At 72.2% G+C, this 24,807-nt stretch carries 23 protein-coding genes; 14 read left to right on the plus strand and 9 right to left on the minus strand.

What is annotated here, in order from left to right:
- Positions 1 to 666: 666 nt before the first annotated feature.
- On the minus strand, positions 667 to 1,665 hold the full coding sequence (locus IF37_RS0124300) for an alpha/beta fold hydrolase (RefSeq protein ID WP_030746269.1): 999 nt from the start codon (positions 1,663 to 1,665) through the stop codon (positions 667 to 669).
- Positions 1,666 to 1,862: 197 nt separating this feature from the next.
- Here IF37_RS0124300 and IF37_RS0124305 point away from each other — a divergent pair, with 197 nt between their 5' ends.
- The 4 genes from IF37_RS0124305 (at position 1,863) to IF37_RS0124320 (ending at position 3,978) form a co-directional block, all read left to right on the plus strand.
- Complete coding sequence (locus IF37_RS0124305) at positions 1,863 to 2,096, plus strand: hypothetical protein (RefSeq protein ID WP_030746270.1); 234 nt, start codon at positions 1,863 to 1,865, stop codon at positions 2,094 to 2,096.
- Between the two features lie 266 nt (positions 2,097 to 2,362).
- Complete coding sequence (locus IF37_RS0124310; protein ID WP_030746273.1) at positions 2,363 to 3,004, plus strand: TetR/AcrR family transcriptional regulator; 642 nt, start codon at positions 2,363 to 2,365, stop codon at positions 3,002 to 3,004.
- A 187-nt stretch (positions 3,005 to 3,191) separates the two neighbouring features.
- Positions 3,192 to 3,419 (plus strand): DUF3107 domain-containing protein, encoded by a 228-nt coding sequence (locus IF37_RS0124315; RefSeq protein WP_030746276.1) that lies wholly within the window; start codon positions 3,192 to 3,194, stop codon positions 3,417 to 3,419.
- A 289-nt stretch (positions 3,420 to 3,708) separates the two neighbouring features.
- Positions 3,709 to 3,978 carry a hypothetical protein gene (locus tag IF37_RS0124320; protein WP_030746280.1) on the plus strand — a complete coding sequence of 90 codons (270 nt, stop codon included), beginning with the start codon at positions 3,709 to 3,711 and terminating at the stop codon, positions 3,976 to 3,978.
- A gap of 158 nt (positions 3,979 to 4,136) precedes the next feature.
- Here IF37_RS0124320 and IF37_RS0124325 read toward each other — a convergent pair whose 3' ends face one another.
- Entirely contained in the window at positions 4,137 to 4,892 is a 756-nt protein-coding gene (locus IF37_RS0124325) for a ferritin-like fold-containing protein (protein WP_063886409.1), read from the minus strand.
- A 494-nt stretch (positions 4,893 to 5,386) separates the two neighbouring features.
- Between IF37_RS0124325 and IF37_RS0124330 the strand changes: the two genes are divergently transcribed.
- Positions 5,387 to 8,107 (plus strand): DEAD/DEAH box helicase, encoded by a 2,721-nt coding sequence (locus IF37_RS0124330; RefSeq protein WP_030746299.1) that lies wholly within the window; start codon positions 5,387 to 5,389, stop codon positions 8,105 to 8,107.
- A 146-nt stretch (positions 8,108 to 8,253) separates the two neighbouring features.
- A complete protein-coding gene (locus tag IF37_RS0124335; protein WP_030746307.1) occupies positions 8,254 to 9,135 on the plus strand; it encodes an alpha/beta fold hydrolase in 882 nt (293 codons plus the stop codon).
- Between the two features lie 233 nt (positions 9,136 to 9,368).
- Here the strand turns inward: IF37_RS0124335 and IF37_RS0124340 are convergent, their stop codons facing one another.
- Positions 9,369 to 10,265 carry an NYN domain-containing protein gene (locus tag IF37_RS0124340; RefSeq protein WP_030746310.1) on the minus strand — a complete coding sequence of 299 codons (897 nt, stop codon included), beginning with the start codon at positions 10,263 to 10,265 and terminating at the stop codon, positions 9,369 to 9,371.
- Between the two features lie 215 nt (positions 10,266 to 10,480).
- Between IF37_RS0124340 and IF37_RS45010 the strand changes: the two genes are divergently transcribed.
- Positions 10,481 to 10,633: a hypothetical protein gene (locus IF37_RS45010; RefSeq protein WP_107054713.1), complete on the plus strand. Its 153-nt coding sequence runs from the start codon at positions 10,481 to 10,483 to the stop codon at positions 10,631 to 10,633.
- A gap of 56 nt (positions 10,634 to 10,689) precedes the next feature.
- Here the strand turns inward: IF37_RS45010 and IF37_RS0124350 are convergent, their stop codons facing one another.
- The 3 genes from IF37_RS0124350 to IF37_RS0124360 form a co-directional block, all read right to left on the minus strand.
- The gene (locus tag IF37_RS0124350; RefSeq protein ID WP_030746314.1) at positions 10,690 to 11,295 is read right to left on the minus strand and encodes a MarC family protein; all 606 of its coding nucleotides are present in this window, start codon (positions 11,293 to 11,295) and stop codon (positions 10,690 to 10,692) included.
- Between the two features lie 86 nt (positions 11,296 to 11,381).
- The gene (locus tag IF37_RS0124355) at positions 11,382 to 12,239 is read right to left on the minus strand and encodes a PHP domain-containing protein (RefSeq protein WP_030746317.1); all 858 of its coding nucleotides are present in this window, start codon (positions 12,237 to 12,239) and stop codon (positions 11,382 to 11,384) included.
- Between the two features lie 164 nt (positions 12,240 to 12,403).
- Positions 12,404 to 13,045, minus strand: coding sequence for a DUF6758 family protein (locus tag IF37_RS0124360; RefSeq protein WP_030746320.1), 642 nt, complete (start codon positions 13,043 to 13,045; stop codon positions 12,404 to 12,406).
- Positions 13,046 to 13,215: 170 nt separating this feature from the next.
- Here IF37_RS0124360 and IF37_RS0124365 point away from each other — a divergent pair, with 170 nt between their 5' ends.
- Positions 13,216 to 14,439: an MFS transporter gene (locus IF37_RS0124365; protein ID WP_030746328.1), complete on the plus strand. Its 1,224-nt coding sequence runs from the start codon at positions 13,216 to 13,218 to the stop codon at positions 14,437 to 14,439.
- 42 nt (positions 14,440 to 14,481) lie between these two features.
- On the opposite strand, the gene IF37_RS0124370 is transcribed toward IF37_RS0124365, so the two are convergent.
- Complete coding sequence (locus tag IF37_RS0124370) at positions 14,482 to 15,066, minus strand: suppressor of fused domain protein (RefSeq protein ID WP_030746332.1); 585 nt, start codon at positions 15,064 to 15,066, stop codon at positions 14,482 to 14,484.
- Positions 15,067 to 15,528: 462 nt separating this feature from the next.
- Between IF37_RS0124370 and IF37_RS0124375 the strand changes: the two genes are divergently transcribed.
- The gene (locus IF37_RS0124375) at positions 15,529 to 16,656 is read left to right on the plus strand and encodes a magnesium and cobalt transport protein CorA (RefSeq protein ID WP_030746334.1); all 1,128 of its coding nucleotides are present in this window, start codon (positions 15,529 to 15,531) and stop codon (positions 16,654 to 16,656) included.
- A 33-nt stretch (positions 16,657 to 16,689) separates the two neighbouring features.
- The gene (locus tag IF37_RS0124380; RefSeq protein WP_030746337.1) at positions 16,690 to 17,205 is read left to right on the plus strand and encodes a hypothetical protein; all 516 of its coding nucleotides are present in this window, start codon (positions 16,690 to 16,692) and stop codon (positions 17,203 to 17,205) included.
- A gap of 43 nt (positions 17,206 to 17,248) precedes the next feature.
- Here the strand turns inward: IF37_RS0124380 and IF37_RS0124385 are convergent, their stop codons facing one another.
- Positions 17,249 to 17,998, minus strand: coding sequence for a hypothetical protein (locus IF37_RS0124385; protein ID WP_030746340.1), 750 nt, complete (start codon positions 17,996 to 17,998; stop codon positions 17,249 to 17,251).
- Between the two features lie 205 nt (positions 17,999 to 18,203).
- Between IF37_RS0124385 and IF37_RS0124390 the strand changes: the two genes are divergently transcribed.
- Genes IF37_RS0124390 through IF37_RS0124400 form a run of 3 tightly spaced genes read left to right on the plus strand, consistent with a single transcriptional unit; the run spans position 18,204 to position 21,274 of the window.
- Entirely contained in the window at positions 18,204 to 19,493 is a 1,290-nt protein-coding gene (locus IF37_RS0124390; RefSeq protein WP_030746343.1) for a CBS domain-containing protein, read from the plus strand.
- Positions 19,483 to 20,097 (plus strand): DUF1003 domain-containing protein, encoded by a 615-nt coding sequence (locus IF37_RS0124395; RefSeq protein WP_030746346.1) that lies wholly within the window; start codon positions 19,483 to 19,485, stop codon positions 20,095 to 20,097. Before IF37_RS0124390 ends, IF37_RS0124395 begins: the two co-directional genes overlap by 11 nt.
- A 43-nt stretch (positions 20,098 to 20,140) precedes the next feature.
- On the plus strand, positions 20,141 to 21,274 hold the full coding sequence (locus IF37_RS0124400; protein WP_030746349.1) for an Mrp/NBP35 family ATP-binding protein: 1,134 nt from the start codon (positions 20,141 to 20,143) through the stop codon (positions 21,272 to 21,274).
- Between the two features lie 81 nt (positions 21,275 to 21,355).
- On the opposite strand, the gene IF37_RS0124405 is transcribed toward IF37_RS0124400, so the two are convergent.
- The gene (locus IF37_RS0124405; RefSeq protein ID WP_253915833.1) at positions 21,356 to 21,814 is read right to left on the minus strand and encodes a hypothetical protein; all 459 of its coding nucleotides are present in this window, start codon (positions 21,812 to 21,814) and stop codon (positions 21,356 to 21,358) included.
- A 220-nt stretch (positions 21,815 to 22,034) separates the two neighbouring features.
- On the opposite strand from IF37_RS0124405, the gene IF37_RS39640 reads away from it, so the two are divergent.
- Positions 22,035 to 24,773 carry a DUF6185 family protein gene (locus IF37_RS39640; RefSeq protein WP_301540346.1) on the plus strand — a complete coding sequence of 913 codons (2,739 nt, stop codon included), beginning with the start codon at positions 22,035 to 22,037 and terminating at the stop codon, positions 24,771 to 24,773.
- Positions 24,774 to 24,807: the final 34 nt, after the last annotated feature.

Below are 24,807 nucleotides of genomic sequence, written 5' to 3' on the forward strand. Positions count from 1 at the left end.
GCGCACCGCGCGCGGGCGCGCCGTCGGCCGACCCGGGCGCCCCGCGCCCGGGAGCACCACCGGCGGTCCCAGGCGTCCCGTGCGCGGGCGTACCGCCGGGAAGCCCGGAGGAGGCGCCGGAAGCGCCGGAAGCGGGGGTACGGCCGGAACGCTCGGAGGTGCCGGGCGCGGGCGATCCCGCGCCGCCGCTCCCGCGGGCCCCGTCGGGGGGCTCGGGCACAGCGCGCGCCGGGGTGCCCTCGGGCGGCCTCGGCGTGCCGGGCGCCGGGGAGGCTCCGGAAAGCTCCGGGCCACCCCGCGCGGAACCGCCGCCGGAGGCTCCCACACCACCGCCGGAGGCCCGCGGCGCGCCCTGCGCGGCCGTGCCGCCCGACGGCCGCGCCGAGCCCTGCACGGATGCGCCGCGCGGCGACCGTGGCGCGTCGTGCGGCGACCGTGGCGCGCCCTGGAACGGCGCGTCGTACGACAGCCGGGGCGCGCCCCGAAGGGGTACGCCGTCCGGCGGCCGGGGCGCGCCCGGGGGCGGTGTGCCGTCCGGCGGCCGGGTGGTGTCGTCCTGGGGGACGTCGGAGCCCGCGCCCCGTCGGCCGCCCCGCTTCGCGTCTATATCCGTCGACTCGGCCTTCGGGGCCGGTCCGCGGCGGCTGTGGCGTCCCACCCTGGCCCTCAGCTCCCCGCGCCCGCGGCGGGGCGGTCGGTGCCCTCGCCGTCGCGGGCCGTCTGTGCCGTGAATTCCCGGAAGGCGCCGGCCACCACACCGGGGTACTCCATCATCGCCACGTGCCCGGCGTCCGGCAGGGTCAGCAGCCGGGAGTCCCGGAAGGCGCGGGCGGCCTTGCGGGCCATCCGGAAGCCGACCAGCTGGTCCCGGCCGCCGTAGACCAGCAGGGTGGGGGCGAGCACCCGCTCGGCCTGGCGCCACAGCCCGTGCTGTCCACCCAGGGTGTAGGCGTTGACGATGCCGCGCGCGGAGCGGGCCATCGCGTCCCAGAAGTACGGCAGTTGCTGCCGCCGCTCCAGCTCCTCCACCGCCAGCCGGAACGCCTCCGGCGAGACCCGCCCGGGGTCGCCGTAGCAGAGTGCCATGACCCCGCGGACCCGCTGCTCGGCGGTCCACTCCCGGGTGAGCCGGGTGAAGAGGGCGGCGATGCCGGGCACCCCGAGCAGTCCCGTCGGCACCGCGGTGCGCTGGACGCGCAGCTCCGGCAGGGCGGGCGAGACCAGCGTGAGCGTACGCACCAGGTCCGGGCGTACGGCGGCCACGCGCGTGGCGACCGCGCCGCCCAGCGAGTTGCCGAAGAGGTGCACCGGGCCGTGGCCGGCCGCGTCGAGATAGCGGAGCACCGCGCGCGCGTGGCCCGTGACGGAGTAGTCGCCGTCGTCCGGGGGCGGGGAGTCGCCGAAGCCCGGCAGGTCGACCGCCTCGCTGTCCACGACGCCGTCCAGCTCGGCCATGAGCGACGACCAGTTCTGCGAGGAGCCGCCGAGCCCGTGGACGTACAGCGCGCGGGGCAGGTTCTCGCGCGCGGGCGGCCGGGAACGGACCGACAGGGTGACACCGGGAAGGCCCACCGACCGCAGCCGCTCGCCCTCGCCGACCCGGACGGGCGCCACTCTGGGAAGCACACTGGCGGCCGGCACGGACGGCGACTCGGTCGAAGACATGCGGCAATGTTACGAGGTGATCACGTCGGGATTCATGTGTTCGCCGTCACAGAGTGAACCACGCGCGGGCGGAGAACCGGGGTGCGAACAGGCCCGACGGCATGGCGTCCGGATCAGCAGTCTCCTAGGCTCGTACAGAGGGCACCCGCGTGTGGCCCCTGCTGCTTCCAGGGACGTCCGTAGGAAGGGAGCCCACCATGGCCTATGACCCCACCGAGCCCGACGCGATCCGGGACTTCGACGGCGCGGAGGCCGACACGGCGCCGGAGATCGATGTCGAGGCGCCCGAGGTGGACGCCGCCGAACAGCACGCGGACATCGCCCCGGACCGCGACGACCCGCTGACCGGCGTCGACCCGGACCGCGGGAACGAGGCCGATCTCCTGGAGCAGACGCGCGTGGTCTCGCTCGACGAGGACGACTACCGCTGACCTTGAGGGCCATCACCGCCGACCTCGACGGCCAAGACCGCCGATCTTGAGGGCCGTGATCGCTGACCTTGAGGGCCTGACCGCCGGCCTCGTGTGACGACCGGCGCCGGCCTCACGGGGCCCGGCCGGCCGTCCCGGGGGCACCGCACGGCTTTCGCCGCCGTCCGGTACGTGAAATTCTGCGCTCGCACCGCGCACACCACGGTTACCGAAAAGTACGATGGCCGCGCGGCCGACACCGCATGAGGACGACTTTGGGAGGCGGCGTGACAGCCATCGAGCAAACTGAGGCAGCACGCCCGCGCGGCACCCGACTGCCGCGCCGAGCCCGGCGGAACCAGCTGCTGGGCGCCGCTCAGGAGGTTTTCGTCGCGCAGGGCTACCACGCGGCGGCGATGGACGACATCGCCGAGCGGGCCGGCGTGAGCAAGCCGGTGCTCTACCAGCACTTCCCGGGCAAGCTCGACCTCTACCTCGCCCTGCTGGACCAGCACTGCGAGGCACTGATCCAGTCGGTGCGCGGCGCACTGGCCTCGACGACCGACAACAAGCAGCGCGTACGGGCGACGATGGACGCCTACTTCGCCTACGTGGAGGACGACGGCGGGGCCTTCCGGCTGGTCTTCGAGTCCGACCTGACGAACGAGCCCGCGGTGCGCGAGCGCGTGGACAAGGTCACCACCGAGTGCGCCGAGGCGATCTGCGACGTCATCGCCGAGGACACGGGTCTCTCGCGCGCGGAGTCGATGCTGCTCGCCTCCGGTCTCGGCGGACTCGCCCAAGTGGTCGCCCGCTCCTGGCTGCACAGTGACCGCAGCGTCCCGCGCGACCAGGCGGTGCAGCTGCTGGCCTCGCTGGCCTGGCGGGGCATCGCCGGTTTTCCGCTGCACGGCAACGAGCACCACTGACGGACGTCGGCGCCGGTCCGTCCCGGGTTCGCCCCCGGTCCGTCTCCGGCCCGCTCCCGATTTGTTCCCGCGCGGTGTTCGCTCCTGGCGTGCGGGCCCGCAGCGTGTACGTCCCCTCACCGGGCTAATGTGTGCGGAGTACGGCGCGATGATCGCGCACATCACTGACCGTCGGAGGGACATAGCCGTGGAGGTCAAGATCGGCGTGCAGCACGCGCCCCGCGAGATCGTTCTGGAGAGCGGTCAGAGCGTCGAGGAGGTCGAGCGCGTGGTCAACGACGCGCTGTCCGGGAAGACGCAGCTGCTGAGCCTCCAGGACGAGAAGGGCCGGAAGGTCCTGGTGCCGACGGACCGTCTGGCGTACGTGGAGATCGGCGAGCCGACCGTGCGCAAGGTGGGTTTCGGCACGCTCTGAGAGCACGCCTCGGGACGACCTGGGAGCACGCCCTGAGAGCGCGCTCCGAAGTCAGGCGGGGAAGGCCCGGCGGCCATGTGCCGCCGGGCCTTCCGCGTGAGACCCACGCCCGTCCGGACACGTGAAGCGCACGCCCGTCCGGACACGTGAGGCGCACACCCGTACGGACGCGTGGGGCGCACTCACATTCGGGGCACAACTCCTCCACAGCCAAGGATTGCAATCCGCAGGTCACGGGTAAGACGGGCTACGACCGTCGAGCCAGACCGGCCGTGGGAGGGACCCCGACATGATCCTCGAAGCACTCGGCTCCGCCGTGCTCGGTCTGATCCTCGCCTGGGCCGCGGCACACGGCCTCGCCCACCGGCTGCCGGCCCGGCCGCTGGTGTACTCGACGGGCGTCGCCGGGGCCCTCTTCGGGGACTTCGTCACCCGCACCGCCCTGGGGCCGGGCACCGTCCTGCTGAGCATCCTGGGCGCCGCGGTCGTCTCGGTGGCGTCCCTGTCCCTGCTCCTGCGCCCGACGGGCCGCCTCCGCCGCCGGTCACTGACGGCGTAGCCGCGGCCGGGCCACCCGAATCATCCAAGCCACCCGAACCGCTCCGAGTCGCCGAACCGCTCCGGGCCACCCGGACCGTTTCGAGCCGTCCGAGCCTTCGGGGGCACTCGGTGCACCACGGCTCCCCGTGACCGCGCGCCCCCGCCAGACGTACCGGCTCAGGCCGCCAGGCCCAGCGCGGACATCCGCTTGGTGTGCGCCTCGGTGATCCGCGAGAACATCCTGCCGACCTCGGCGAGGTCGAACCCGTCGGCCACGCCGCCCACGAGCATCGTCGACAACGCGTCCCGGTCGGCGACCACCCGCTGGGACTGCGACAGCGCCTCGCCCATCAGCCGCCGCGCCCACAGCGCGAGCCGGCCGCCCACGCGCGGGTCGGCGTCGATGGCGGCCCGCACCTTCTCCACCGCGAACTCGGCGTGCCCGGTGTCGTCGAGCACGGCGAGCACCAGCTCGCGCGTGTCGGAGTCGAGGCGGACCGCGACCTCCCGGTAGAAGTCGCTCGCGATCGAGTCACCGACGTACGCCTTGACCAGGCCCTCCAGCCAGTCCGACGGCGCGGTCTGCCGGTGGAAGCCGTCGAGCGCGGCCACGAACGGGTCCATGGCGGCCGTCGGCTCCTCGCCGATCTCGGTCAGCCGGTTCCGCAGCCGTTCGAAGTGGTGGAACTCGGCCGAGGCCATCTTCGCCAGCTCCGCCTTGTCCGAGAGGGTCGGCGCGAGCTTGGCGTCCTCGGCGAGCCGCTCGAACGCCGCCAGCTCCCCGTACGCGAGCGCCCCGAGCAGGTCCACGACGGCGGCGCGGTACTGCGGATCGGCGGACGCCCGCGTCCAGTCCTGGGCGGCGACGCCGGTCGGGCCGGCAGGTTCGGCGGACGCGTTCTCAGGCTTGTCAGAGCTAGTCATGAGGCGCACAATAGCCCGCTCGGTGCCCCCTCAAGCCGTTGGCCGATCACCGTGGCCACGGCTACGTGACCAATTCGGCCATCACATGTGCGTGAATCCGGGGTATGGTGGTAATGCGCCTGCTGAGTGCGTCGACGGTGTTCGACGTGTCCGACAGGCCGCACGCATGAGGATGCCCGGTCGGTGGCCCGATCGGCTCCGACCCGACAGCCCTCCCTGGCCGTACGAAGCAGTACGTACGACGACAGGAGGGACACCCTCAGCGGTACGAGCGCTAGAGCGTCGGCAGAGGTCCCGTGTCTTACGGCTCGCCTTGACAGGCTGGCCCGTACGGCAGCCGACGTCCCCGGCACGGTCGCACATGACCCCCCGCGCTCGCCTCGCACCGCGCACACAGAAGAGGCATGACCCTGACTACGACGTTTCGAGAACTCGGAATCCTGCCCGAGACCGCCGAGGCCCTGGAGGCCGTCGGCATCGTCACCCCCTTCCCCATCCAGGAGATGACACTCCCCGTCGCCCTCTCCGGCACGGACGTCATCGGCCAGGCCAAGACCGGCACCGGCAAGACCCTGGGCTTCGGTCTGCCGCTCCTTGAGCGCGTCACCGTCCCCGCCGACGTGGAGGCCGGACGCGCCACTCCCGACGCCCTCACCGACGCCCCGCAGGCCCTCGTCGTCGTCCCCACGCGCGAGCTGTGCACCCAGGTCACGAACGACCTGCTGACGGCGGGCAAGGTCCGTAACGTGCGGGTCGTCGCGATCTACGGCGGCCGGGCCTACGAGCCCCAGGTCGAGGCCCTGAAGAAGGGCGTCGACGTGGTCGTCGGCACCCCGGGCCGGCTGCTCGACCTCGCGGGCCAGAAGAAGCTGGACCTGAAGCACGTCAAGTGCCTGGTGCTCGACGAGGCCGACGAGATGCTCGACCTGGGCTTCCTGCCCGACGTCGAGAAGATCATCAACATGCTGCCGGCCAAGCGCCAGACCATGCTGTTCTCGGCGACCATGCCGGGCGCGGTCATCGGCCTCGCGCGCCGCTACATGTCGCGGCCCACGCACATCCGCGCCACCGCGCCGGACGACGAGGGCGCGACGGTCGCGAACATCAAGCAGTTCGTGTACCGCGGTCACTCCATGGACAAGCCGGAGATGGTCGCCCGCATCCTCCAGGCCGAAGGCCGCGGGCTGGCGATGATCTTCTGCCGGACCAAGCGCACGGCCGCCGACATCGCCGAGCAGCTCCAGCGCCGCGGGTTCGCCTCCGGCGCGGTCCACGGCGACCTCGGCCAGGGCGCCCGCGAGCAGGCGCTGCGCGCCTTCCGCAACGGCAAGGTCGACGTCCTCGTCTGCACCGACGTCGCCGCGCGCGGCATCGACGTCGAGGGCGTGACCCACGTCATCAACTACCAGTCCCCGGAGGACGAGAAGACGTACCTGCACCGCGTCGGCCGCACCGGCCGCGCGGGCGCCAAGGGTACGGCGATCACGTTCGTCGACTGGGACGACATCCCGCGCTGGCAGCTCATCAACAAGGCGCTGGACCTGGGCTTCAACGACCCGGTGGAGACCTACTCGACCTCCCCGCACCTCTTCTCCGACCTCGGCATCCCCGCGGGCACCAAGGGCATACTGCCCCGCTCGGAGCGGACCCGTGCCGGTCTGGACGCGGAGGAGCTGGAGGACCTGGGCGAGACCGGCGGGCGCGGTGCGCGCGGCCGTGGCCGTGGTGGTCGCGACGACGGCCGGAACGGTGGCCGGGACGGCAGCCGTGACGGTGGCCGGGCCGAGTCGGCCGAGCGCGAGCGTCCGGCCCGCACGCCGCGCCGGCGCCGCCGTACGCGCGGCGGAGCACCGCTGGACGCCTCCGCCACCGCGCCGGCGACCACCGAGACCGCCGGTACGGAGGAGACCCAGGCCGCTGCCCGGACCCCGCGCCGTCGTCGCCGCACCCGTGGTGGAGCGCCCTCGCAGCAGGTGACGGCCGCCGCGGTGGCGACACCGGCCGCCGAGGCCGCCGCCGTGGAGCCGGTGACCGCGACGGAGGCCCCCGCCGTCCCGGACGCGCCGGAGCAGCCGCGCCGCCGCCGTACCCGCAAGGCAGCGGAGGCCGAGGTGGCGACGGCTCCCGAGCCGACCGTGGCCCCGGCGGCCGAGGCCGTGGTCGCGGAGGCCGCCCCGGTGGCGGAGCCCGAGGCGGCTCCGGCCGCGGAGACCAAGCCGCGCCGTCGCACGCGGAAGACGGCCGAGCCGGCCGTCGAGGCGGAGGCCGCACCGGAGACGACCGGGACCGTGGAGCCGAAGCCGCGCCGCACCCGCAAGACCGCAGCCGCCGCCGAGACCCCCGTGGCCCCCACGGAGGTCGCCGAGGCCGCGGAGACCAAGCCGCGCCGTCGCACCCGCAAGGCCGCGGAGCCGGCCGCGCCCGAGGCGCCCGCGGCCGAGGCCGTGGCGCAGGCCCCGGAAGCCCCGGAGACCAAGCCGCGCCGCACCCGCAAGACCGCCGCGGCCGTGGAGGCCCCCGAGGCGGAGACCGAGGCCAAGCCGCGCCGCACCCGCAAGACGGCCGCCACCGCACCGGAGGCCACCGAGACGGAGGCGGAGGCCAAGCCGCGCCGCACCCGCAAGGCCGCGGCCACCGCCGAAGCCGTCGTGGACACCGCGGAAGCCCCGGAAGCCAAGCCGCGCCGCACCCGCAAGACCGCCGCAGCCGCGCCGGAAGCGACCGAGGCCGAGGCGGAGACCAAGCCGCGCCGCACCCGCAAGACGGCCGCCACCGCACCGGAAGCGACCGAGACGGAGGCGGAGGCCAAGCCGCGCCGCACCCGCAAGGCCGCCGCAGCCGCGCCGGAGGCCACCGAGGCCGAGGCGGAGACCAAGCCGCGCCGCACCCGCAAGACCGCGGCCACCACGGCGGAGGCTCCCGAGGCCGAAGCCGAGGCCAAGCCCCGTCGCACCCGCAAGACCGCCGCCAGCGCGGCAGCGGACGCGGTCGACGGTGAGGCGGTCGCCGCTCCGAAGGCGCGGCGGACCCGCAAGGCCGTCGCCGAGGCGGCCGCTCCGGAGATTCCGGCGCAGGCCACCGAGGAGCCGGAGGTCAAGCCGCGACGCCGCACCCGCAAGACGGCGGCGTCCGCCGCCGAGGCGGCCGGTGAGGGTGCCGAGGCGACGCCGAGGCAGCGCCGCACACGCAAGACGGCGGCGGCCACGGAGGCCCCCGAGGCCTGATCCCGCGCCGTGTGCCAGGCGGTGCAAGCCGGTCCGATGGCCGGGTCCACGATCGTGGACCCGGCCATCGGCGTGTCGGCCCGGAACCCCGTCAGGCGCGCCCCTGCCGGACCGCGCCCGGCCCGCCGCCCGATAGCCTCTCCCCCATGAGCAGGCCCGTCACCTTCGTCCCGCCGCCCGGCGCCCGCGCCTACCCGCTGCGGACCGCCCGCGGGGAGTTCGCGGTGGTCGACGCGCCGGCAGCCGCCGGCGTCGAGCCCAGGGGGGTCGCGCTGCTGCTGCCGGGGTTCACCGGGAGCAAGGAGGACTTCAACCCGCTGCACGTGCCGCTCGCCGAGCGCGGTTACCGGACCATCGCGGTGGACGGGCGGGGGCAGTTCGAGTCGGACGGGCCGGCGACGGACGAATCGGCCTACGCGCAGGAGGAGTTGGCCCGGGACGTCCTCGCGCAGGCGGCGGCCCTCGACGGCCCGGTGCATCTGCTGGGGCACTCCCTCGGCGGGCAGATCGCCCGCGCGGCGGTGCTGCTCGACCACTCGCCCTTCCTGTCGCTGACCCTGATGTCCTCCGGCCCCGCCCGGATCGCGCCGTCCCAGCGGGAGCGGGTGAAGCTGCTCCGGGACGCGCTCGCGGCGCTGAGCATGGCGGAGGTGTGGGAGGCGATCCAGGCGATGGAGCCGCCGGAGGAGACGGACACGCCCGCGCTCGACGCCGGTCTGGACGGCCGGGACGACCTGCGGCGCCGCTGGCTGGGCACCAGGCCCGCCCAACTGATCGCGACCGGACGGCAGTTGTGCACGGAGCCGGACCGGGTGGCCGAGCTGGCGGCCGTGCCGCTGCCGTTCCACGTGCTGTCGGGCGCCAAGGACGACACCTGGCCGCTGCCGCTGTTCGACGACATGGCCGTACGGCTGGACGCGCGGCGGACGGTCGTCGAGTGGGCCGAGCACTCCCCCAACACCGACCGGCCCCTCGCCACGGCCCGCGCATTGGCCGACTTCTGGGACGGCGCCCCGGCCCGTTCGTAGGCCGCGCCCGTACTCCCCGGCCGCGGTCAGGCGGGCGGTGGCTAGGGAGTTTCGTTTGGATCAGCCCGGGTCCGCGACGCCCGGCACGGCGCTCCCCCAGCCTCCGGCCGGGGGGACCCCCACGCCGCGTTGTCGGACCACCCGAGTACGCCCAGTAGGAGGGTGATCCTCCGCCTCGCGATGCACCGCACCGGACGCCGCGGCCTGATCCGACCTGATCCAAACGAAACCCCCTAGAACTGCGCCTGGAGGTGCTCCCAGAAGCCGTCCCGGAGCGCGCGCCGCAGCTCCGCCTGGCCGCGCAGGGAGTACTGGAGCAGTTCCTCGGCCTCGACCAGCAGGTCCTGGTCGACCGAGCCGGGCAGGTAGGGATGGCCGGGGAAGAGTTCGAGCATGGCTTCCCGGCCTCGGGAGGAGAGCCACTTCGCCGCGATCTGGGCGCCGACGAAGCGGACGTCCTCGCGGGTGGGGCGGGCGGTGCCGGTGGGCTCGTAGGGGGTGGCGGCGCGCCGGGAGACGTAGGGCTTGAAGAACTCCAGGTCGAAGGTGCGCTGGCTGTCGACCTCCCAGAGCAGCGGCTCGGCCTGGTTGCGGCCCTCGGGCGCCTCGATGCCCCAGAGGTGGACGCGGGCGCCGTAGCCCTGGGCCGCCTCGACCGCCGAGACCAGGTCCTCGTCGCCGCCGAGGAGGGCCGCGTCGCTGATCGCGCGGTGCCTCGCCAGGGACTCCAGGTCGGTGCGGATCAGCGAGTCCACGCCCTTCTGCTGGTTGTTGGCGTTGAGGTTGCCGAGCCGGACCTTGACGTCGGGCAGCTCGGCGATGGACTGCTGCTCGGCGGTGTGGATGCGGCGCCGGGCGCCGTCGTACCAGTAGACGCGCAGCAGCCGGCTGTCCGCGAAGATCGTGCGCGCCTTGTCGATCAGCGCGTCGATCAGGCCCTCGGCGTCCAGGTCGAAGGCGCGGCGGTCCTCGGTGCCGGTGGCGAGCCGGCCGACGGCCGCGTACAGGTAGCCCGCGTCGACGAAGATCGCGTGGGTCGAGGGTGTCTTCGCCACCTCGGCGAGCATGCGTACCAGCAGCTCGTTGGTGCGGTCGATACGGGCGGCGAGGGCGGCCAGGTCGTCGTTCATCGCCCCTATTGTCCCGGTGGTCACAGTGCGAACACAACCGGTCCCGATCGGTTCCTCCTCGGCCGCTTACCGGTCAGTAATTAGTCGTTCGAAAAATTTCTTTAGCGTAGGGAATGTTCGTAACAAACGGAGCGTTGACTCGTACGACACCGGACACTCCGGATGCCACACCAGTAGTTCTCCGCAGGAGGATGACCAGACGAAGGGAGAAGCCCATGCGCTTCGAAATCATGCGACTCGACGAGGTCGACGGCACCGCCGTGGACAGCACCGTCGTGGACGCCGCCTCCGTCAACCGGATCGTTCAGCAGGCCGCCGCCATCGGGCAGCGCCTGTGGATCCGCCCGGCCGACACACCGGCTTCGTAGCCCGCACGCGGGCTGTCGCCACTCAAGCTTTCCGGGGGAGCCGAACCGACGACGGCTCAGCTCCCCCGGATCACCTGAGTGACACCGTTGATGATCTGCTGGACGGCGATCGCGGAGAGCATCATGCCCGCGAGCCGCGTCACCAGCACGACGCCGCCGTCCTTGATGACCCGGATGATCAGCAGCGAGTAACGCATCACCAGCCACAGAACGACGTGGATCGCGAGGATCGCGGACCACACCGAGATCTGCGTGGTCACACTGTCGGCCTTCTGCACGGCCAGGATCACGGACACGATCGCCCCGGGCCCCGCCAGCAGCGGCATGCCCAGCGGCACGAGCGCCACATTGACGTCCTTGGTCTGCTTCGGCTCGTCGGTCTTGCCGGTGAGCAGGTCCAGCGCGATCAGCAGGAGCAGCAGTCCGCCCGCGATCATCAGCGCGGGCACGGACACATGCAGGTAGTCGAGGATCTGGTGCCCGAGGACGCCGAAGACGGCGATGACCCCGCCCGCCACGCAGACGGCCTGGAACGCCATCCGGCGCTGCACCTTGGCCGGCCGTCCGGCGGTCAGGGCGAGGAAGATCGGGGTGATCCCGGGGGGATCCATGATGACGAACAGGGTCAGGAACAGGGAACCGAAGACAGCGATGTCGAACATGGTGGTGCTAACTGGCCTTGCTGGAAGAGGAAGAAGTGGTACGGGCGTGAGGGGTCGCGGTCCGGCACGGTCCGGCCCCGCGGGGCTCAGGCTCCGCCGGCGCCCGGCACCGGGAACGCGCCCGTCGCCCGCCGGGTGATCTCCCCGTACACCTCGGGGTCGGTCGTGTAGGCGCCCAGCGCCACGGTCTTGCGGCTGCCGTGGTAGTCGGAGGAGCCCGTGACCAGCAGGCCCACGTCCTTGGCCAGGCCGCGCAGCCGGTCGCGCGCGGCTGCGTCGTGGTCCATGTGGTCCACCTCGACACCGTCCAGACCGGCCTCGGCCATCTCCGCGATGCGGGACTCCGGCACGGTGCGGCCCCGTTTGGCGGCGGCCGGGTGCGCGAACACGCAGACCCCGCCCGCTGCCTTGACCAGCCGGATCGCCTCGAACGGGTCGGTCTCGTGCTTCGCCACGAAGGCGCGCCCGCCGTCGGCCAGCCACTCCTCGGTGAACGCGTCGCCCACCGTCGGCACGACACCCAGCTCGACCAGCGCGGAGGCGACGTGCGGGCGCCCGACGGAGCCGCCGGCGGCGATCCGCTCGACCTGCTCCCAGGTGACCGGCACGCCCAGCGCGTTCAGCTTGGCGACCATGCCCTGGGCCCGCGGCACCCGGTCGTCCCGGACCAGCTCGCGCTCGGCGAGCAGGGCCGGCTCGTCGGGGTCGAAGAGGTAGGCCAGCAGGTGCATCGAGACGCCGTCGACCCGGCAGGACAGCTCGGCGCCGGGGACCAGCGTGAGCCCCCCGGGCAGCGCGGCGACGGCCTCGGCGTGCCCGCGGGTGGTGTCGTGGTCGGTCAGCGCGACCACGTCCAGTCCGGCGGCGGCGGCGTTGCGCACCAGCTCGGCCGGGGTGTCCGTACCGTCGGAGGCCGTGGAGTGGCAGTGCAGATCGATGCGCACGCGAACTCCAGGCAGGACGGACGGAAGAGGACACCTAAGGATAACCGGGTTTTCCGCCCTCGATGTCACACCCGAAACCGCTCATCGCCCTTTACTTCTACGCCTGCCGCCCTTCACTTCCACGCCCGGAACGACCCCGCCGCCCGGGCTCTGCGGGCGCGGCTCTACGGGCGCAGCAGACGCGGCGACAACGCCCCGCACGGCACCAGGTCTATCTCCGCCCCGGCGTCCCGCAGGTCGGTCAGCACCAGCTCGTCGTACAGCAGCAGGCCGGCCCGCTCGGGCCACATCACCGCCCACAGCCACATCCCGAGCGCCTCCCCGGCGAAGACGGCCCGGTCGTCGGGGGTGCGGTAGACGTGCCAGAGCGGGGTGGGGCGGCCGGCGGCCAGCACCTTGGCCTGCGGCGGCTTCTCCACGTTCATGTACGACCCCGGGTCGGGGCCGTCGATGCCCGCGTACCACGCGCCGAGGCCGACGCCCAGTTCCTCGGCGATCAGGATCAGCTCGCCGGGTCCGCCGAGCGGGCCGGGGCCGGAGCAGGCCACCGCGGTCGCGCGACCGCCGCTGCGGTCGTCCCCGGCGTGCGCCACGCCCGTGAACAGCCATCCGACCGGCAGCGGCCACGGCATCCACACGGGTACCTGCGTGCGGCGCACGACCACGTTGAGCGCCTCGACGCTGGGCGGGATCACGGGCTGTAGCGGATACACCGTGCCGTGCACATCGCACTGCCACGCATCGGCGAAGAGTCCGGGAGCCCTGACCCGGCCACCGCACTTCGGGCAACTGGGTTCGCCCCTCATAGGGCTCCACGGTCCTACCCCTGCCCGCCCACGTCAAGGATGATCACCCGTCCGGACGGAACCCCCGGTCAGCGGGGTGACCGGCCACGATAGATGCATCTTGCATTAATTAGCCGCACTAACTTATTATATGCATAAGCCAACTACCTAGTGAGGATGGGAGAAGCGACATGGACCCCTTCGACGCGGGAGCCGGTGGCATCCTGCGACAGCCCAAGGCGGTCTGGGCCACGGCCGGCGCCTCCGTCGTCGCCTTCATGGGCATCGGCCTCGTCGACCCGATCCTGCCGTCGATCGCCCAGGGCCTGCACGCCACCGCCAGCCAGGTGTCCCTGCTCTTCACCTCGTACTTCCTGATCACCGCCGTCGCGATGCTGCTGACCGGCTTCGTCTCCAGCCGCGTCGGCGGCCGCAAGACCCTGCTGCTCGGCCTCGCCTTCGTGGTCGTCTTCGCGGGCCTGGCCGGCACCTCCGGCTCGGTCGGCCAGCTCGTCGGCTTCCGGGCCGGCTGGGGTCTCGGCAACGCGCTCTTCGTCTCCACCGCGCTCGCGGTCATCGTCGGCGCGGCGGCCGGCGGCAGCGCGGCGGCGATCCTGCTGTACGAGTCCGCGCTCGGCCTCGGCATGGCCTGCGGCCCGCTGCTCGGCGCGGTCCTCGGCAACGTCAGCTGGCGCTACCCCTTCTTCGGCACAGCCACGCTGATGGCGATCGGCTTCCTGTGCATCACGGTGTTCCTGAAGGAGCAGCCGAAGCCCGCCCGCAAGACGTCGATCCTGGACCCGCTCAAGGCGCTCGGCCACGGCGGGCTGGCCTCGGCGGCGGTCTCGGCGTTCTTCTACAACTACACGTTCTTCACCGTGCTGGCCTTCACCCCGTTCGTGCTGGACATGACGCCGTACCGGTCGGGCGCGGTGTTCTTCGCCTGGGGTCTGCTGCTCGCGGTGTTCTCGGTGATCGTGGCTCCGCGCATGCAGGCGCGGTTCGGCTCGCTGAAGGTGCTCGGCGGCTCGCTGCTGCTGCTCGCGGCGGACGTGCTCGTGCTCGGCTACGGCGACCACACCACGGCGATCGTCTGCACCATCCTGTCCGGTGCCTTCATCGGCGTGAACAACACCGTGTACACAGAGCTGGCGCTCGGGGTGTCGGACGCGCCGCGCCCGGTGGCGAGCGCCGGCTACAACTTCGTCCGCTGGTTCGCCGCCGCCGCGGCGCCCTACTTCGCGCCGAAGATCGAGGAGTGGACCGACATCCACGTCCCGTTCGTGGTCGCGGCCGTCACGGCGGTACTGGGCGCGCTCGTGGTCGTCGTACGCCGCCGGGCGCTGACGCACCGGGCGGCGGAGCTGGAGCCGCGGCACGCGACCGAGGACGGGGTCGGCGTCTTCGCCGGCTGACCGCCCCCGGGGGCCCTTCGGTGAGCTTGCTCACTCACCCGCTCACTCCAGCGTGACGGACCGGCGGGCGGGGTCCCGCAGGTCCGTCCCGTTCGCCAGCCACCGCTCCTGGAGGGCCTGGGCGCCGTGCACCCGCTTCCAGGCGGCCTCGTTCGGGGTCATCGGCAGCAGCGGCAGGAACCGTACGGGGTCCATCGGGGCGTCCAGTTCCAGGTCCTCCACGAGCCCGCCGGGCTCGCCCACCAGGACCGAGGTGAAGGGAGCGCCGGGCCACAGCGGTTCGCCCACGTCCAGCGAGGCGCCCGGGGTCACCACCAGACCCTCCACCTGCGGGGACGCGGCGAGGACCGCGAGCGGTCGGAGCACCTTGCCGGTGTCGGCGAGGCCCGCGCGGACGGAGAGCACCAGCTCGGCGCGGGGTCCCTGGACCGGATCGGCGACCAGTGCCGTGGGGTCCGTCATGGGGTGCGCGGACATGCCGAGGGTGGCGTACCGGACGACGTCCCCCTCCTGGAAACGGAGCACCTCGATGCGGTCCGTGCCGAGGAAGGTGACGGCGGCGCGCGCGTCCGGTGCGCCCAGCGCGGTGGTCAACCGTGCCTCGACCAGAGGAAGAACATCAACCATGCGGCGAGCATAGAACTCGTCAGCAGCGGGCAAAGCGGCACCTTGACAGTACGGGCGGCTGGTACTCTGAGCCGGTGGTTCGGGGCAGCACGCAGAAGCGTCGCTATCGAGTCCCGACGCCGAGAGGACTCCCTTACGAGGGACCGGCCGGAGGAGGTGGGGCTGTCATGGATCGAAGTCGACCGTGCAGTACCACTCGCTCTTCCGGCTGTTGACGTAGTTACCCGGCTGGCCGCCGCCTTCCCTTGCGCATCGTCGTTCGGAAGAGCACCTCGTTTCGCCTTGCCTGATCTGTCTGACCTGAATCAGTTCTGCGTCAGCAGCGATGTCGCCACCGCGACGGTGCGGTGCTCCCCGCTTTGTGGACGTGCCAAACATGCACGGTCCGAACGTCCCCATTCCGGGTAGTTCCACCCGTCGCCGCGTCGCGCTTTCGCTGCCCGCCCGCGAAGGAGCCTGCCCATGTCGATGATCCGCGACCTGCGCGCCGTGGTCCGCCCGTCGTCCCGCGTCTCGCTGCGCAAGGACACGAGTCCGTCGTCGTACGACAGCACGCGGGACCCGGCGACGCCCTCGGCCGTCGTCGACTGCGCCGTCTACCGCGACGGCGCCCGGGTGCAGAGCGGCAAGCCGCTGACCCCGCAGGAGGCGATGCGGCAGGTGCGCCGCGACGGCGGGTTCGTCTGGATCGGCCTGCACGAGCCGACCCAGTCGGAATTCGCGGGAATCGCCGGTGAGTTCGGACTGCACCCGCTGGCCGTGGAGGACGCGGTCCAGGCGCACCAGCGGCCGAAGCTGGAGCGGTACGACGACTCCCTCTTCACCGTCTTCAAGACCATCCACTACGTCGAGCACGACCGGCTCACCGCCAACAGCGAGGTCGTCGAGACCGGTGAGGTCATGTGCTTCACCGGCCGGGACTTCTTCATCACCGTCCGGCACGGCGGCCAGGGCTCGCTGCGCGCCCTGCGGCACCGCCTCCAGGACGACCCGGAACTGCTCGCCAAGGGCCCCTCGGCCGTGCTGCACGCCATCGCCGACCATGTCGTGGACGGTTACATCGCGGTCGCCGACGCGGTCCAGGACGACATCGACGAGGTGGAGACCGAGGTCTTCTCGCCCGGCCGCCGGGGCGGGGTCTCGCGTGGTGTGGACTCGGCGCGCATCTACCAACTCAAGCGCGAGGTGCTGGAGTTCAAGCGGGCGGTGGCGCCCCTGCTGCGGCCCATGCAGCTGCTGAGCGAGCGGCCGATGCGGCTGATCGACCCGGACATCCAGAAGTACTTCCGGGACGTCGCCGACCACCTGGCCCGGGTGCAGGAGCAGGTCATGGCCTTCGACGAGCTGCTCAACTCCATCCTCCAGGCCAACCTCGCCCAGGCGTCCGTCGCGCAGAACGAGGACATGCGCAAGATCACCGCGTGGGCGGCCATCATCGCCGTGCCGACGATGGTGTGCGGGGTGTACGGCATGAACTTCGACTACATGCCGGAGACGCACTGGAAGTTCGGTTATCCGGTGATCATGGGCATCACCGCCGCCATCTGTCTCGGCATCCACCGCACGCTGAAGCGCAACGGCTGGCTGTGAGCGGGCCGGTCCGGCCTGGATAGGCTGGTCCGTATGACAAGCGAGCTGCTCGACCGGGCCCTCATCGAGGAGGCCACGAAGAAGTCCGGCCTCATCTGGGTCCGGGGCGCCGGGGCGCCGGCCGCGCGTGCGCTGTGGCACGTGTGGCACGAGGGCGCGGTGTGCGTGGTCGGCGACGGGCCGGGTGAGCAGCCACTGGCGGGGCTGGCCGCCGGGGGCCTGGCCGAGGTGAGCGTGCGCAGCAAGGACAAGGGCGGCCGGCTGGTGACGTATCCGGTGACCGTGACCGAGCCGGCGTCCGGTTCGCCGGAGTGGGAGGCGGCCGTCGCCGAGCTGAAGGGCAAGCGGCTGAACGCCCCCGACGCCGAGGAGATGCCGGCCCGCTGGGCCCGCGAGTGCCGGGTGTTGCGCCTGGTGCCGGCCGGGACGGTGGCGCCGCTGCCCGACGGGGACCTCGCCGAGCGCCCCGTGCCGACACCGGCCACCACGCGCGGAGCGGTGCCGGCCGGACTGCCGAAGCTGCTGCTCAAGCGGCGCGGGAGGAAGTGAGCGCGGGGGCCGGGCGCGGGGGCGTGAGCGCCCGCCGGACGGCTCACGACGTCGGCAGTTGCCTGCCGTAGTCCACCGTGTCCGACGCGGCCGGTTCCTCGACGGTGAAGTCCTTGCCCCAGTCCGAGAAGCGGAGCGAGCCCGCGCCGCCGCCGCGGACCAGGCGGAGCGGGTACGGCTGCCCCTGGAGGGAGACGTCCAGCGTGCCGCCCGAACCCTTGTCGCCGGTGATCCGGATCGTGCGGGTACCCGACTGATCGGTGTGGCGGCCGTCGATCGCCAGCGTGCCGTGCAGGGTCAGCAGACCGTCGAGGAGGACGTCCTTGTCCGTGAAGCCGCTGAACTTCTTGTACGCGGGGTCGCCCTGCGGCACCTTCACGTACTTGCCGTCCAGCTTGCCCGTGGCGCCGTCGCTGCCGTCGGCGTGGTTCCAGAAGCCCGCGTCGGCCTTGAGGTACAGCTCCTCGCCGACCCGCAGCAGCTTGAAGGCCGTCCCCTGCGAGGTGACGGACCCGCTGCCGCCGTCGGCCTTCAGCCGCATGTCCAGCCGGTACGTACGGCCGCTGGTGGTCACGGACCCGGAGAGCCGCACCGCGTCCGCCGCGTCCGCCGCCGCCCGTGTCTTCGCCTGGATCCGGGCGGCGGGCAGCTTGCCCACCCCGTTCGTCCCGGCGTCCGGATCGTCGCCCCCGCCACCGCACCCCGACAGCACCATCGCTCCCGTCACGGCCAGCGCGCAGGTCGTGGCCACCAGCGCGGTGCGGCGGGTACGGCCCGGGGGAGTCGCAGTCACAGGGGGAGCTGCCTTTCTGACGGTTCCTGAACGGCGTACCGCAGCGTACCGGTGCCCCGGCCACCCGTCGGAGCCGGTCCGTCCGGACCCCCCACCGGGACGCGGCCGACCGGCACGGGCTAGCCTGAAGCGCACCCGCGCGGGCAAATCCGAGCAAATCCCACACAGTCGTCCCCCACGATCCCCAGGCAAAGGAAGCAGAGCCATGGCAGCCGGTGCCCCCCGGATCTTCGTCTCGCACCTCGCCGGGGTCCCCGTCTTCGATCCGACCGGCGACCAGGTGGGCCGCGTACGCGATCTGGTCGTCATGCTGCGCGTCGGACGACGGCCCCCGCGCGTCCTCGGGCTGGTCGTCGAGCTGTCCACCCGTCGCCGTATCTTCCTGCCCATGACCCGGGTGACCGGCATCGAGTCGGGCCAGGTCATCACCACCGGTGTGCTGAATGTCCGCCGCTTCGAGCAGCGGCCCACCGAGCGGCTGGTCTTCGGCGAGCTGCTGGACCGGCGGGTGACGCTGGTGGAGACCGGCGAGGAGGTCACCGTCCTCGACGTGTCGGTGCAGCAGCTGCCCGCCCGCCGGGACTGGGAGGTCGACCGGGTCTTCCTGCGCAAGGGGAGGAAGGCGGGCGCCTTCCGGCGGGCGAGGGGCGAGACGCTGACCGCCGAGTGGTCGGCCGTCACCGGGTTCTCCCTGGAGGAGCACGGACAGGGCGCCGAGAGCCTGCTCGCCACCTTCGAGCAGCTGCGCCCCGCCGACCTCGCCAACGTGCTGCACCACCTGTCCCCCAAGCGGCGCTCCGAGGTGGCCGCCGCCCTGGACGACGACCGGCTCGCCGACGTCCTGGAGGAGCTGCCCGAGGACGACCAGATCGAGATCCTCGGCAAGCTGAAGGAGGAGCGCGCGGCGGACGTGCTGGAGGCGATGGACCCGGACGACGCGGCCGACCTGCTCGCCGAACTGCCCGAGGAGGACCAGGAACGGCTGCTGAGCCTGATGAAGCCCGCCGACGCGGCCGAGATGCGCCGTCTGATGTCGTACGAGGAGCACACGGCCGGCGGTCTGATGACGACGGAGCCGATCGTGCTGCGCCCGGACGCCACCGTCGCCGACGCGCTCGCCCGGGTCCGCAACCCGGACCTCTCCCCCGCCCTCGCCGCTCAGGTCTACGTCTGCCGCCCGCCCGACGAGACCCCGACCGGCAAGTACCTGGGCACCGTCCACTTCCAGCGGCTGCTGCGCGACCCCCCGTACACCCTGGTCAGCTCGCTGGTCGACGACGATCTGCAACCCCTGGCCCCGGACGCGGCCCTGCCCGTCATCGCCGGGTTCTTCGCCACGTACGACATGGTGGCGGCGCCCGTGGTGGACGAGTCCGGGTCGCTGCTCGGCGCGGTGACCGTGGACGACGTGCTCGACCACATGCTCCCCGACGACTGGCGGGAGACCGAGTTCCACCTGGACGACGGGAAGGAGGCGCCCACGCATGGTTCCTGAGCGCGAGACCGGGACACGCGAGCGTCCTCCGGCGGGTGCCACGGCGGCCGGGCGGCCCCGGTCGGCCCGGCTGGACCAGCCGCGCCCGCCCCGGCGCCGGCTGCTGCCCGAGTGGGACCCGGAGGCCTTCGGCCGGCTGTCGGAGCGGATCGCCCGGTTCCTGGGCACCGGACGGTTCATCGTCTGGATGACGATCGTCATCATCGCCTGGGTGCTGTGGAACGTGGCCGCCCCGCGTCACCTGCGCTTCGACCAGTACCCGTTCATCTTCCTCACCCTGATGCTGTCCCTCCAGGCGTCCTACGCCGCCCCGCTGATCCTGCTCGCGCAGAACCGGCAGGACGACCGGGACCGGGTCAACCTGGAGCAGGACCGCAAGCAGAACGAGCGGTCCATCGCCGACACCGAGTACCTGACCCGGGAGGTGGCCGCGCTGCGCATGGGCCTGGGCGAGGTGGCCACCCGCGACTGGATCCGTTCGGAGCTCCAGGACCTGATGAAGGAGCTGGAGGAGCACCGCCGCCACGACGGGCACGCGGGCCAGGTCGTATTTCCGGCGGAACGGGCGGAACACCCGCCGGGACGTGACACAGACGACCGTTGAGGGGCATCCCGGAGGTCGCTCGGTGCGCCGTACCATCGTCCTTATGGCTACGGAAGACGCGGTGCGCGAGGCACTGGCGACGGTGAACGACCCCGAGATCAACCGCCCGATCACCGAACTCGGGATGGTCAAGTCGGTGGAGATCGGCGCGGACGGAGCGGTCGCGGTCACCGTGTACCTGACGGTGTCCGGCTGCCCGATGCGCGACACCATCACCCAGCGCGTCACGGAGGCGGTCTCCCGGGTCGAGGGCGTCACCGGCGTCGGCGTCACGCTGGACGTCATGAGCGACGAGCAGCGCAAGGAGCTGGCGGCGGCGCTGCGCGGCGGCCAGGCCGAGCGCGAGGTGCCGTTCGCCAAGCCGGGCAACCTCACCCGGGTGTACGCGGTCGCCTCCGGCAAGGGCGGTGTCGGCAAGTCCTCGGTGACGGTGAACCTGGCGGCGGCGATGGCGGCCGACGGCCTGAAGGTCGGTGTGGTGGACGCCGACATCTACGGTCACAGCGTGCCGCGCATGCTCGGCGCCGACGGCCGGCCCACCCAGGTCGAGAACATGATCATGCCGCCCTCCGCGAACGGCGTGAAGGTCATCTCCATCGGCATGTTCACCCCGGGCAACGCGCCCGTCGTGTGGCGCGGCCCGATGCTGCACCGCGCGCTCCAGCAGTTCCTCGCGGACGTGTACTGGGGCGACCTGGACGTGCTCCTGCTCGACCTCCCGCCGGGCACGGGTGACATCGCGATCTCCGTGGCCCAGCTGATCCCGAACGCCGAGATCCTGGTCGTGACGACCCCGCAGCAGGCGGCGGCCGAGGTCGCCGAGCGGGCCGGCTCCATCGCCGTGCAGACCCACCAGAAGATCGTCGGCGTGGTCGAGAACATGTCCGGCCTGCCCTGCCCGCACTGCGGCGAGATGGTCGACGTCTTCGGTACGGGCGGCGGGCAGACGGTCGCGGACGGCCTGACGCGCACGACGGGTGCGACCGTGCCGGTGCTCGGCAGCATTCCGATCGACGTCCGTCTGCGCGAGGGCGGCGACGAGGGCAGGCCCGTGGTCCTGACCGACCCCGGCTCCCCGGCGGGCTCGGCGCTGCGCGCCATCGCCGGCAAGCTCGGCGGCCGTCAGCGGGGCCTGTCGGGGCTGTCCCTGGGGATCACCCCGAAGAACAAGTTCTGACGGCTCCGCGAGCCGCGTGCCGAAGGGGCGCCGTCCGTGCGGACGGCGCCCCTTCGGCGTACCCCGGCGTACCCGGTGCGCTCAGCGGTCGTCCCGGTCGTCCCTGGCGCTCCGGACGTCACGACCGCCCCGGACGTCACGACCGCCGTCACCGCCGTCGTCCGTCCGGCCCGGGCAGAGGTCGAGCGTGGTGCACAGCATGACCTCCTGGTAGCCCGCCTCGGGGCCCTCGCCCGGCTCCCGCCCGGCGTGCGGCACGAACCGCCACTGCGACGCCTTGGCGTGCCGCGTCCGGTCCGCCTTCTCGACGTGCACGTGGAGCGTGCGGGCTCTGGTGTCGTTCGTCTCCACCAGCACCTCGTCCGCGGCGAGCGGGAAGTGGTCGTGCAGCAGACACAGGCCGAAACGGCCGAGGTTGCCGTGCTTGGCCAGCACCGCCGCCAGGTCCCGGACGAACTCCGCGTCCTGCGGGCCCAGTCCCTCGGCTTCCTCGAAGCGGGGAAGTGGCGCGCGCCGAGCGGAAACGTTTATGTCCGTCATGACCCCTCCGTCAATAGTTGGCGGTCATCGAATCCCATTATCAGCCCCCGGCCGATGTCCCGCAATTCTGCCCGGTACACCCCGGGAGCAGGTCGCCGATCCGCCGTCGCGTGTCACGGAGAGCATCGCACGACATACGTTCTAAATTGGCCCGGGAGGAGGTGCGGCGGCGATGCGGCGAATGCGGTGGTGGCTTTTTTTACTGCTCCTTACGGCGACCATGACCTGCTGGGGGTGTTCCTCCGCCGAGGCGCGGCAGCAGTCCTGTTGGGAAAATCAGCTGTCGACCAGCATGGTGGACGCCAAGCTGAAATTCCATCAGCACGGCGAGAGTTTCGTCAGAGTGGATTCACACCTGCGGGTCGAGGTTCCCCTGGAGGAATGGAGCCTTGCGCGGAAGCTGACCCTCAGCAAGGATTCCGCCGATTACCGGGTGGCAATGCACTGCCTGCTCCGCGGGCCGGACAACACCCAGCACAACGCGGAATGGCGCACCCATGATCCGGCGGTGACGGAAACCGGGAACAAAGTCACGGTCGAGTACGACTCCTTCGCCTGGATCAAGAACTACCAGCCGATCCAGCTCGGTCCCTGGCTCATCGAGAGGCTGCGGGACGACACCTGGACGGTCCGCCTCCGGTCGCCCACCCTCCGGAAGGCCCACTGGCGGCAGGTCGAGGTGGACACCGGCGGACTCCGGTTCAGCGACCTCTCCCAACGGGCGTCGTCCTCGGACGCGGACACCCTGATGTGGACGGACTGGCCGCCCGGCCGTATCGCCTTCGAGATCGATCTCCCATGGCGCCGTTACTGGCTCCTGTCCTACGGCAACTCCTTCTGGGGCCAACTCGGGATCGCCGCCTGGTGGGTGTGCGCCTCGGCCCTGATCGTCCTGGCCGCGCGGCGCGCGCAACGGGCGTCCTCCACCACCCCGGCCACGGCACCGGACCCGCCGAGACCGGGCGGCGCCTCCGGTCCGAAGGCCACGCCCGGTCCGAAGGCCGCGTCCGGTCCGAAGGCCGCGTCCGGTCCGGGCCGCGCTTCCGGTGCGGCGGCCGTCTCCGGTCGGGGCGGCAATCCTGGTCCGCACACGGCCTCCGGTCCGGACGGCAATCCCGGTCCGGACACCGCCTCGGCACCGGACACCGCCTCCACTCCGAACGCCGCCTTCGGTCCCGGCCGCGCTTCCGGTCCGGGGGACGACGACAACCCGGCGACGGCCGTCGTGCAGTGGGCGCTGGTCAGCGCCGCGGTCGCCCTGATGGTCATCCTGCTCTTCGCCCAGAAGCCACCGCACCCGCAGTGGGGCATCCCCCTGAGCATCGCCGCCGGCCTCACGCTGCTGTTGGTCGCCCGGCCCTGGTACGGCGGCCCGCACCGCACGGCGCGGGGCCACACCTCCGAACCGCCCGCCGACTTCGCGGACCGGCGGCGCCGTCAGGCCCGTGCCGTCGTCGGCACGGCGGCGGCGGTGGCGGTGCTCGGTCTGTTCGTGGTGCCGGCACACCGGTTGTTCGGCCTGCCGGAGAGCCTGGTCTCCGAGCGGGGCGTGGGTTTCCCCGGCCAGGTGGGCTACGCCCTCATGGGCCTGGCGACCGTCTGGCTGTGGCTGGCCGCCATGGTTGCGTGGGCGTGGCGCTTCGCCCGCGAGGGAGCCTTGCTGCCCGACTCCTGGACCCGGGCGTGGGACACGTCCCCGGCGCGGTGCGTCACCGCCGTTTCCGTGCTGCTCGGCGTGGTCGCCGGGAGCCTGCTCTGGTGCGCCCGGTGGACGAGCGAGAACCAGTGGAAGAGGGTCACCTGGCTCACCGACCCGGACCCGGTGAAACACCGTGCGCACACCAGCGGAGTCATGGCCAACTTCGCCTTCACCGACCTCACCTGGATCTTCTCCTACAGCTGGATCCTGACGGTCGTCGCGCTGTGCGCCCTGCTGCACTTCCGCGTCATGACGCAACGGACCAAGCGCAGACACGCGTCACTGGGCCCGGAGGGACCCGATCTGCTGCTCACCGCCACGGTGTTCGCCCTCACGGCGGGTCTGGAGGGGGCCGGATTCGCGGGCAGCCAGGCCCAGTTCAGCTTCTGGCTCGTCCTCAACATCTGCTCGCTGTTCGCGGTCCTCGCCGTGGGGCGGCGATGGTCGGTGCTGAGCCGGCTGGGCGACGACCTCTGCGCCAAGCGGCTGAAGAACAAGAAGCGCCACGCCGAACTGCTGCTCAAGTCCCGCGAGTACCGCCACCTCAACCAGCAACTCCACCTGCTGGACCAGGGACGCGCCACGACCCCGACGCGCGAGGAGGTGGAGAGCCAACTGGCCGCGCTGCGGACCTGGCTGGTGAGCGGGTGCTCCGGCCAGATGCCGCCCGCCCACATCTCCGTGCTGGACACCGCGCTGGCCTTCGGGCCGGAAGGCCACTGGTGGGCCAATGCCGTGCGCGCCGCGCGATGGGCCTTCTGCTTCGGGATTCCGGCCAGCATCGCGCTGCCCTACCTGGACGTGAAGGAGTCCTGGAACCTGATACAGCTCACCTTCGAGCCGACCGCGATCCCGCAACTCGTCGCCACGGTCATCACCTACCAGTTGGCGTGGGCGGGCGCCGGTTTCACCCTGGGCGCGCTGTGGCGGCTGCTCCCCGGCCACCACAGCCCCGCCCGCGCGTGGAGCCTGACCTTCTCCTACGCGGTTCCCGCCGGGCTGACCGTGCTGCTCAGCCTGTTCACCGACGTGAACTTCCGCAACCTGCTCCTCTACTCGCTGATCATGCTCACCATCCTGACGCTCACCAGCATCTGGATGGACACGTTCACGCTCAGGGAGGACCGGCAGTACTGGCCGAGCCGGTTCGCGCTGCTGCTCTCCGTCTACCAACTGCGGGGCGTGTCGACCCACGTCGCCTGGATCGTCGCCCAGGTCGCGGCGGCGGTGGCCATCTTCCACACGCTGGCCGGCAGCTGACGGCCGACGGACGGGGGGAACGGAAGCGGAAAGG

Source organism: Streptomyces sp. NRRL S-31 (genome assembly GCF_000718775.1).
Classification (GTDB): Bacteria; Actinomycetota; Actinomycetes; order Streptomycetales; family Streptomycetaceae; genus Streptomyces.

Excerpts from the sequence above, each read along its gene's own strand:
- IF37_RS0124300 (WP_030746269.1), bottom strand. The coding sequence starts at position 1,665 with ATGTCTTCGACCGAGTCGCCGTCCGTGCCGGCCGCCAGTGTGCTTCCC.
- IF37_RS0124305 (WP_030746270.1), top strand. The coding sequence starts at position 1,863 with ATGGCCTATGACCCCACCGAGCCCGACGCGATCCGGGACTTCGACGGC.
- IF37_RS0124320 (WP_030746280.1), top strand. The coding sequence starts at position 3,709 with ATGATCCTCGAAGCACTCGGCTCCGCCGTGCTCGGTCTGATCCTCGCC.
- IF37_RS0124330 (WP_030746299.1), top strand. The coding sequence starts at position 5,387 with ATGACACTCCCCGTCGCCCTCTCCGGCACGGACGTCATCGGCCAGGCC.
- IF37_RS0124335 (WP_030746307.1), top strand. The coding sequence starts at position 8,254 with ATGAGCAGGCCCGTCACCTTCGTCCCGCCGCCCGGCGCCCGCGCCTAC.
- IF37_RS0124340 (WP_030746310.1), bottom strand. The coding sequence starts at position 10,265 with ATGAACGACGACCTGGCCGCCCTCGCCGCCCGTATCGACCGCACCAAC.
- IF37_RS45010 (WP_107054713.1), top strand. The coding sequence starts at position 10,481 with ATGCGCTTCGAAATCATGCGACTCGACGAGGTCGACGGCACCGCCGTG.
- IF37_RS0124350 (WP_030746314.1), bottom strand. The coding sequence starts at position 11,295 with ATGTTCGACATCGCTGTCTTCGGTTCCCTGTTCCTGACCCTGTTCGTC.
- IF37_RS0124360 (WP_030746320.1), bottom strand. The coding sequence starts at position 13,045 with ATGAGGGGCGAACCCAGTTGCCCGAAGTGCGGTGGCCGGGTCAGGGCT.
- IF37_RS0124365 (WP_030746328.1), top strand. The coding sequence starts at position 13,216 with ATGGACCCCTTCGACGCGGGAGCCGGTGGCATCCTGCGACAGCCCAAG.
- IF37_RS0124370 (WP_030746332.1), bottom strand. The coding sequence starts at position 15,066 with ATGGTTGATGTTCTTCCTCTGGTCGAGGCACGGTTGACCACCGCGCTG.
- IF37_RS0124375 (WP_030746334.1), top strand. The coding sequence starts at position 15,529 with ATGTCGATGATCCGCGACCTGCGCGCCGTGGTCCGCCCGTCGTCCCGC.
- IF37_RS0124380 (WP_030746337.1), top strand. The coding sequence starts at position 16,690 with ATGACAAGCGAGCTGCTCGACCGGGCCCTCATCGAGGAGGCCACGAAG.
- IF37_RS0124390 (WP_030746343.1), top strand. The coding sequence starts at position 18,204 with ATGGCAGCCGGTGCCCCCCGGATCTTCGTCTCGCACCTCGCCGGGGTC.
- IF37_RS0124395 (WP_030746346.1), top strand. The coding sequence starts at position 19,483 with ATGGTTCCTGAGCGCGAGACCGGGACACGCGAGCGTCCTCCGGCGGGT.
- IF37_RS0124400 (WP_030746349.1), top strand. The coding sequence starts at position 20,141 with ATGGCTACGGAAGACGCGGTGCGCGAGGCACTGGCGACGGTGAACGAC.
- IF37_RS0124405 (WP_253915833.1), bottom strand. The coding sequence starts at position 21,814 with ATGACGGACATAAACGTTTCCGCTCGGCGCGCGCCACTTCCCCGCTTC.
- IF37_RS39640 (WP_301540346.1), top strand. The coding sequence starts at position 22,035 with ATGACCTGCTGGGGGTGTTCCTCCGCCGAGGCGCGGCAGCAGTCCTGT.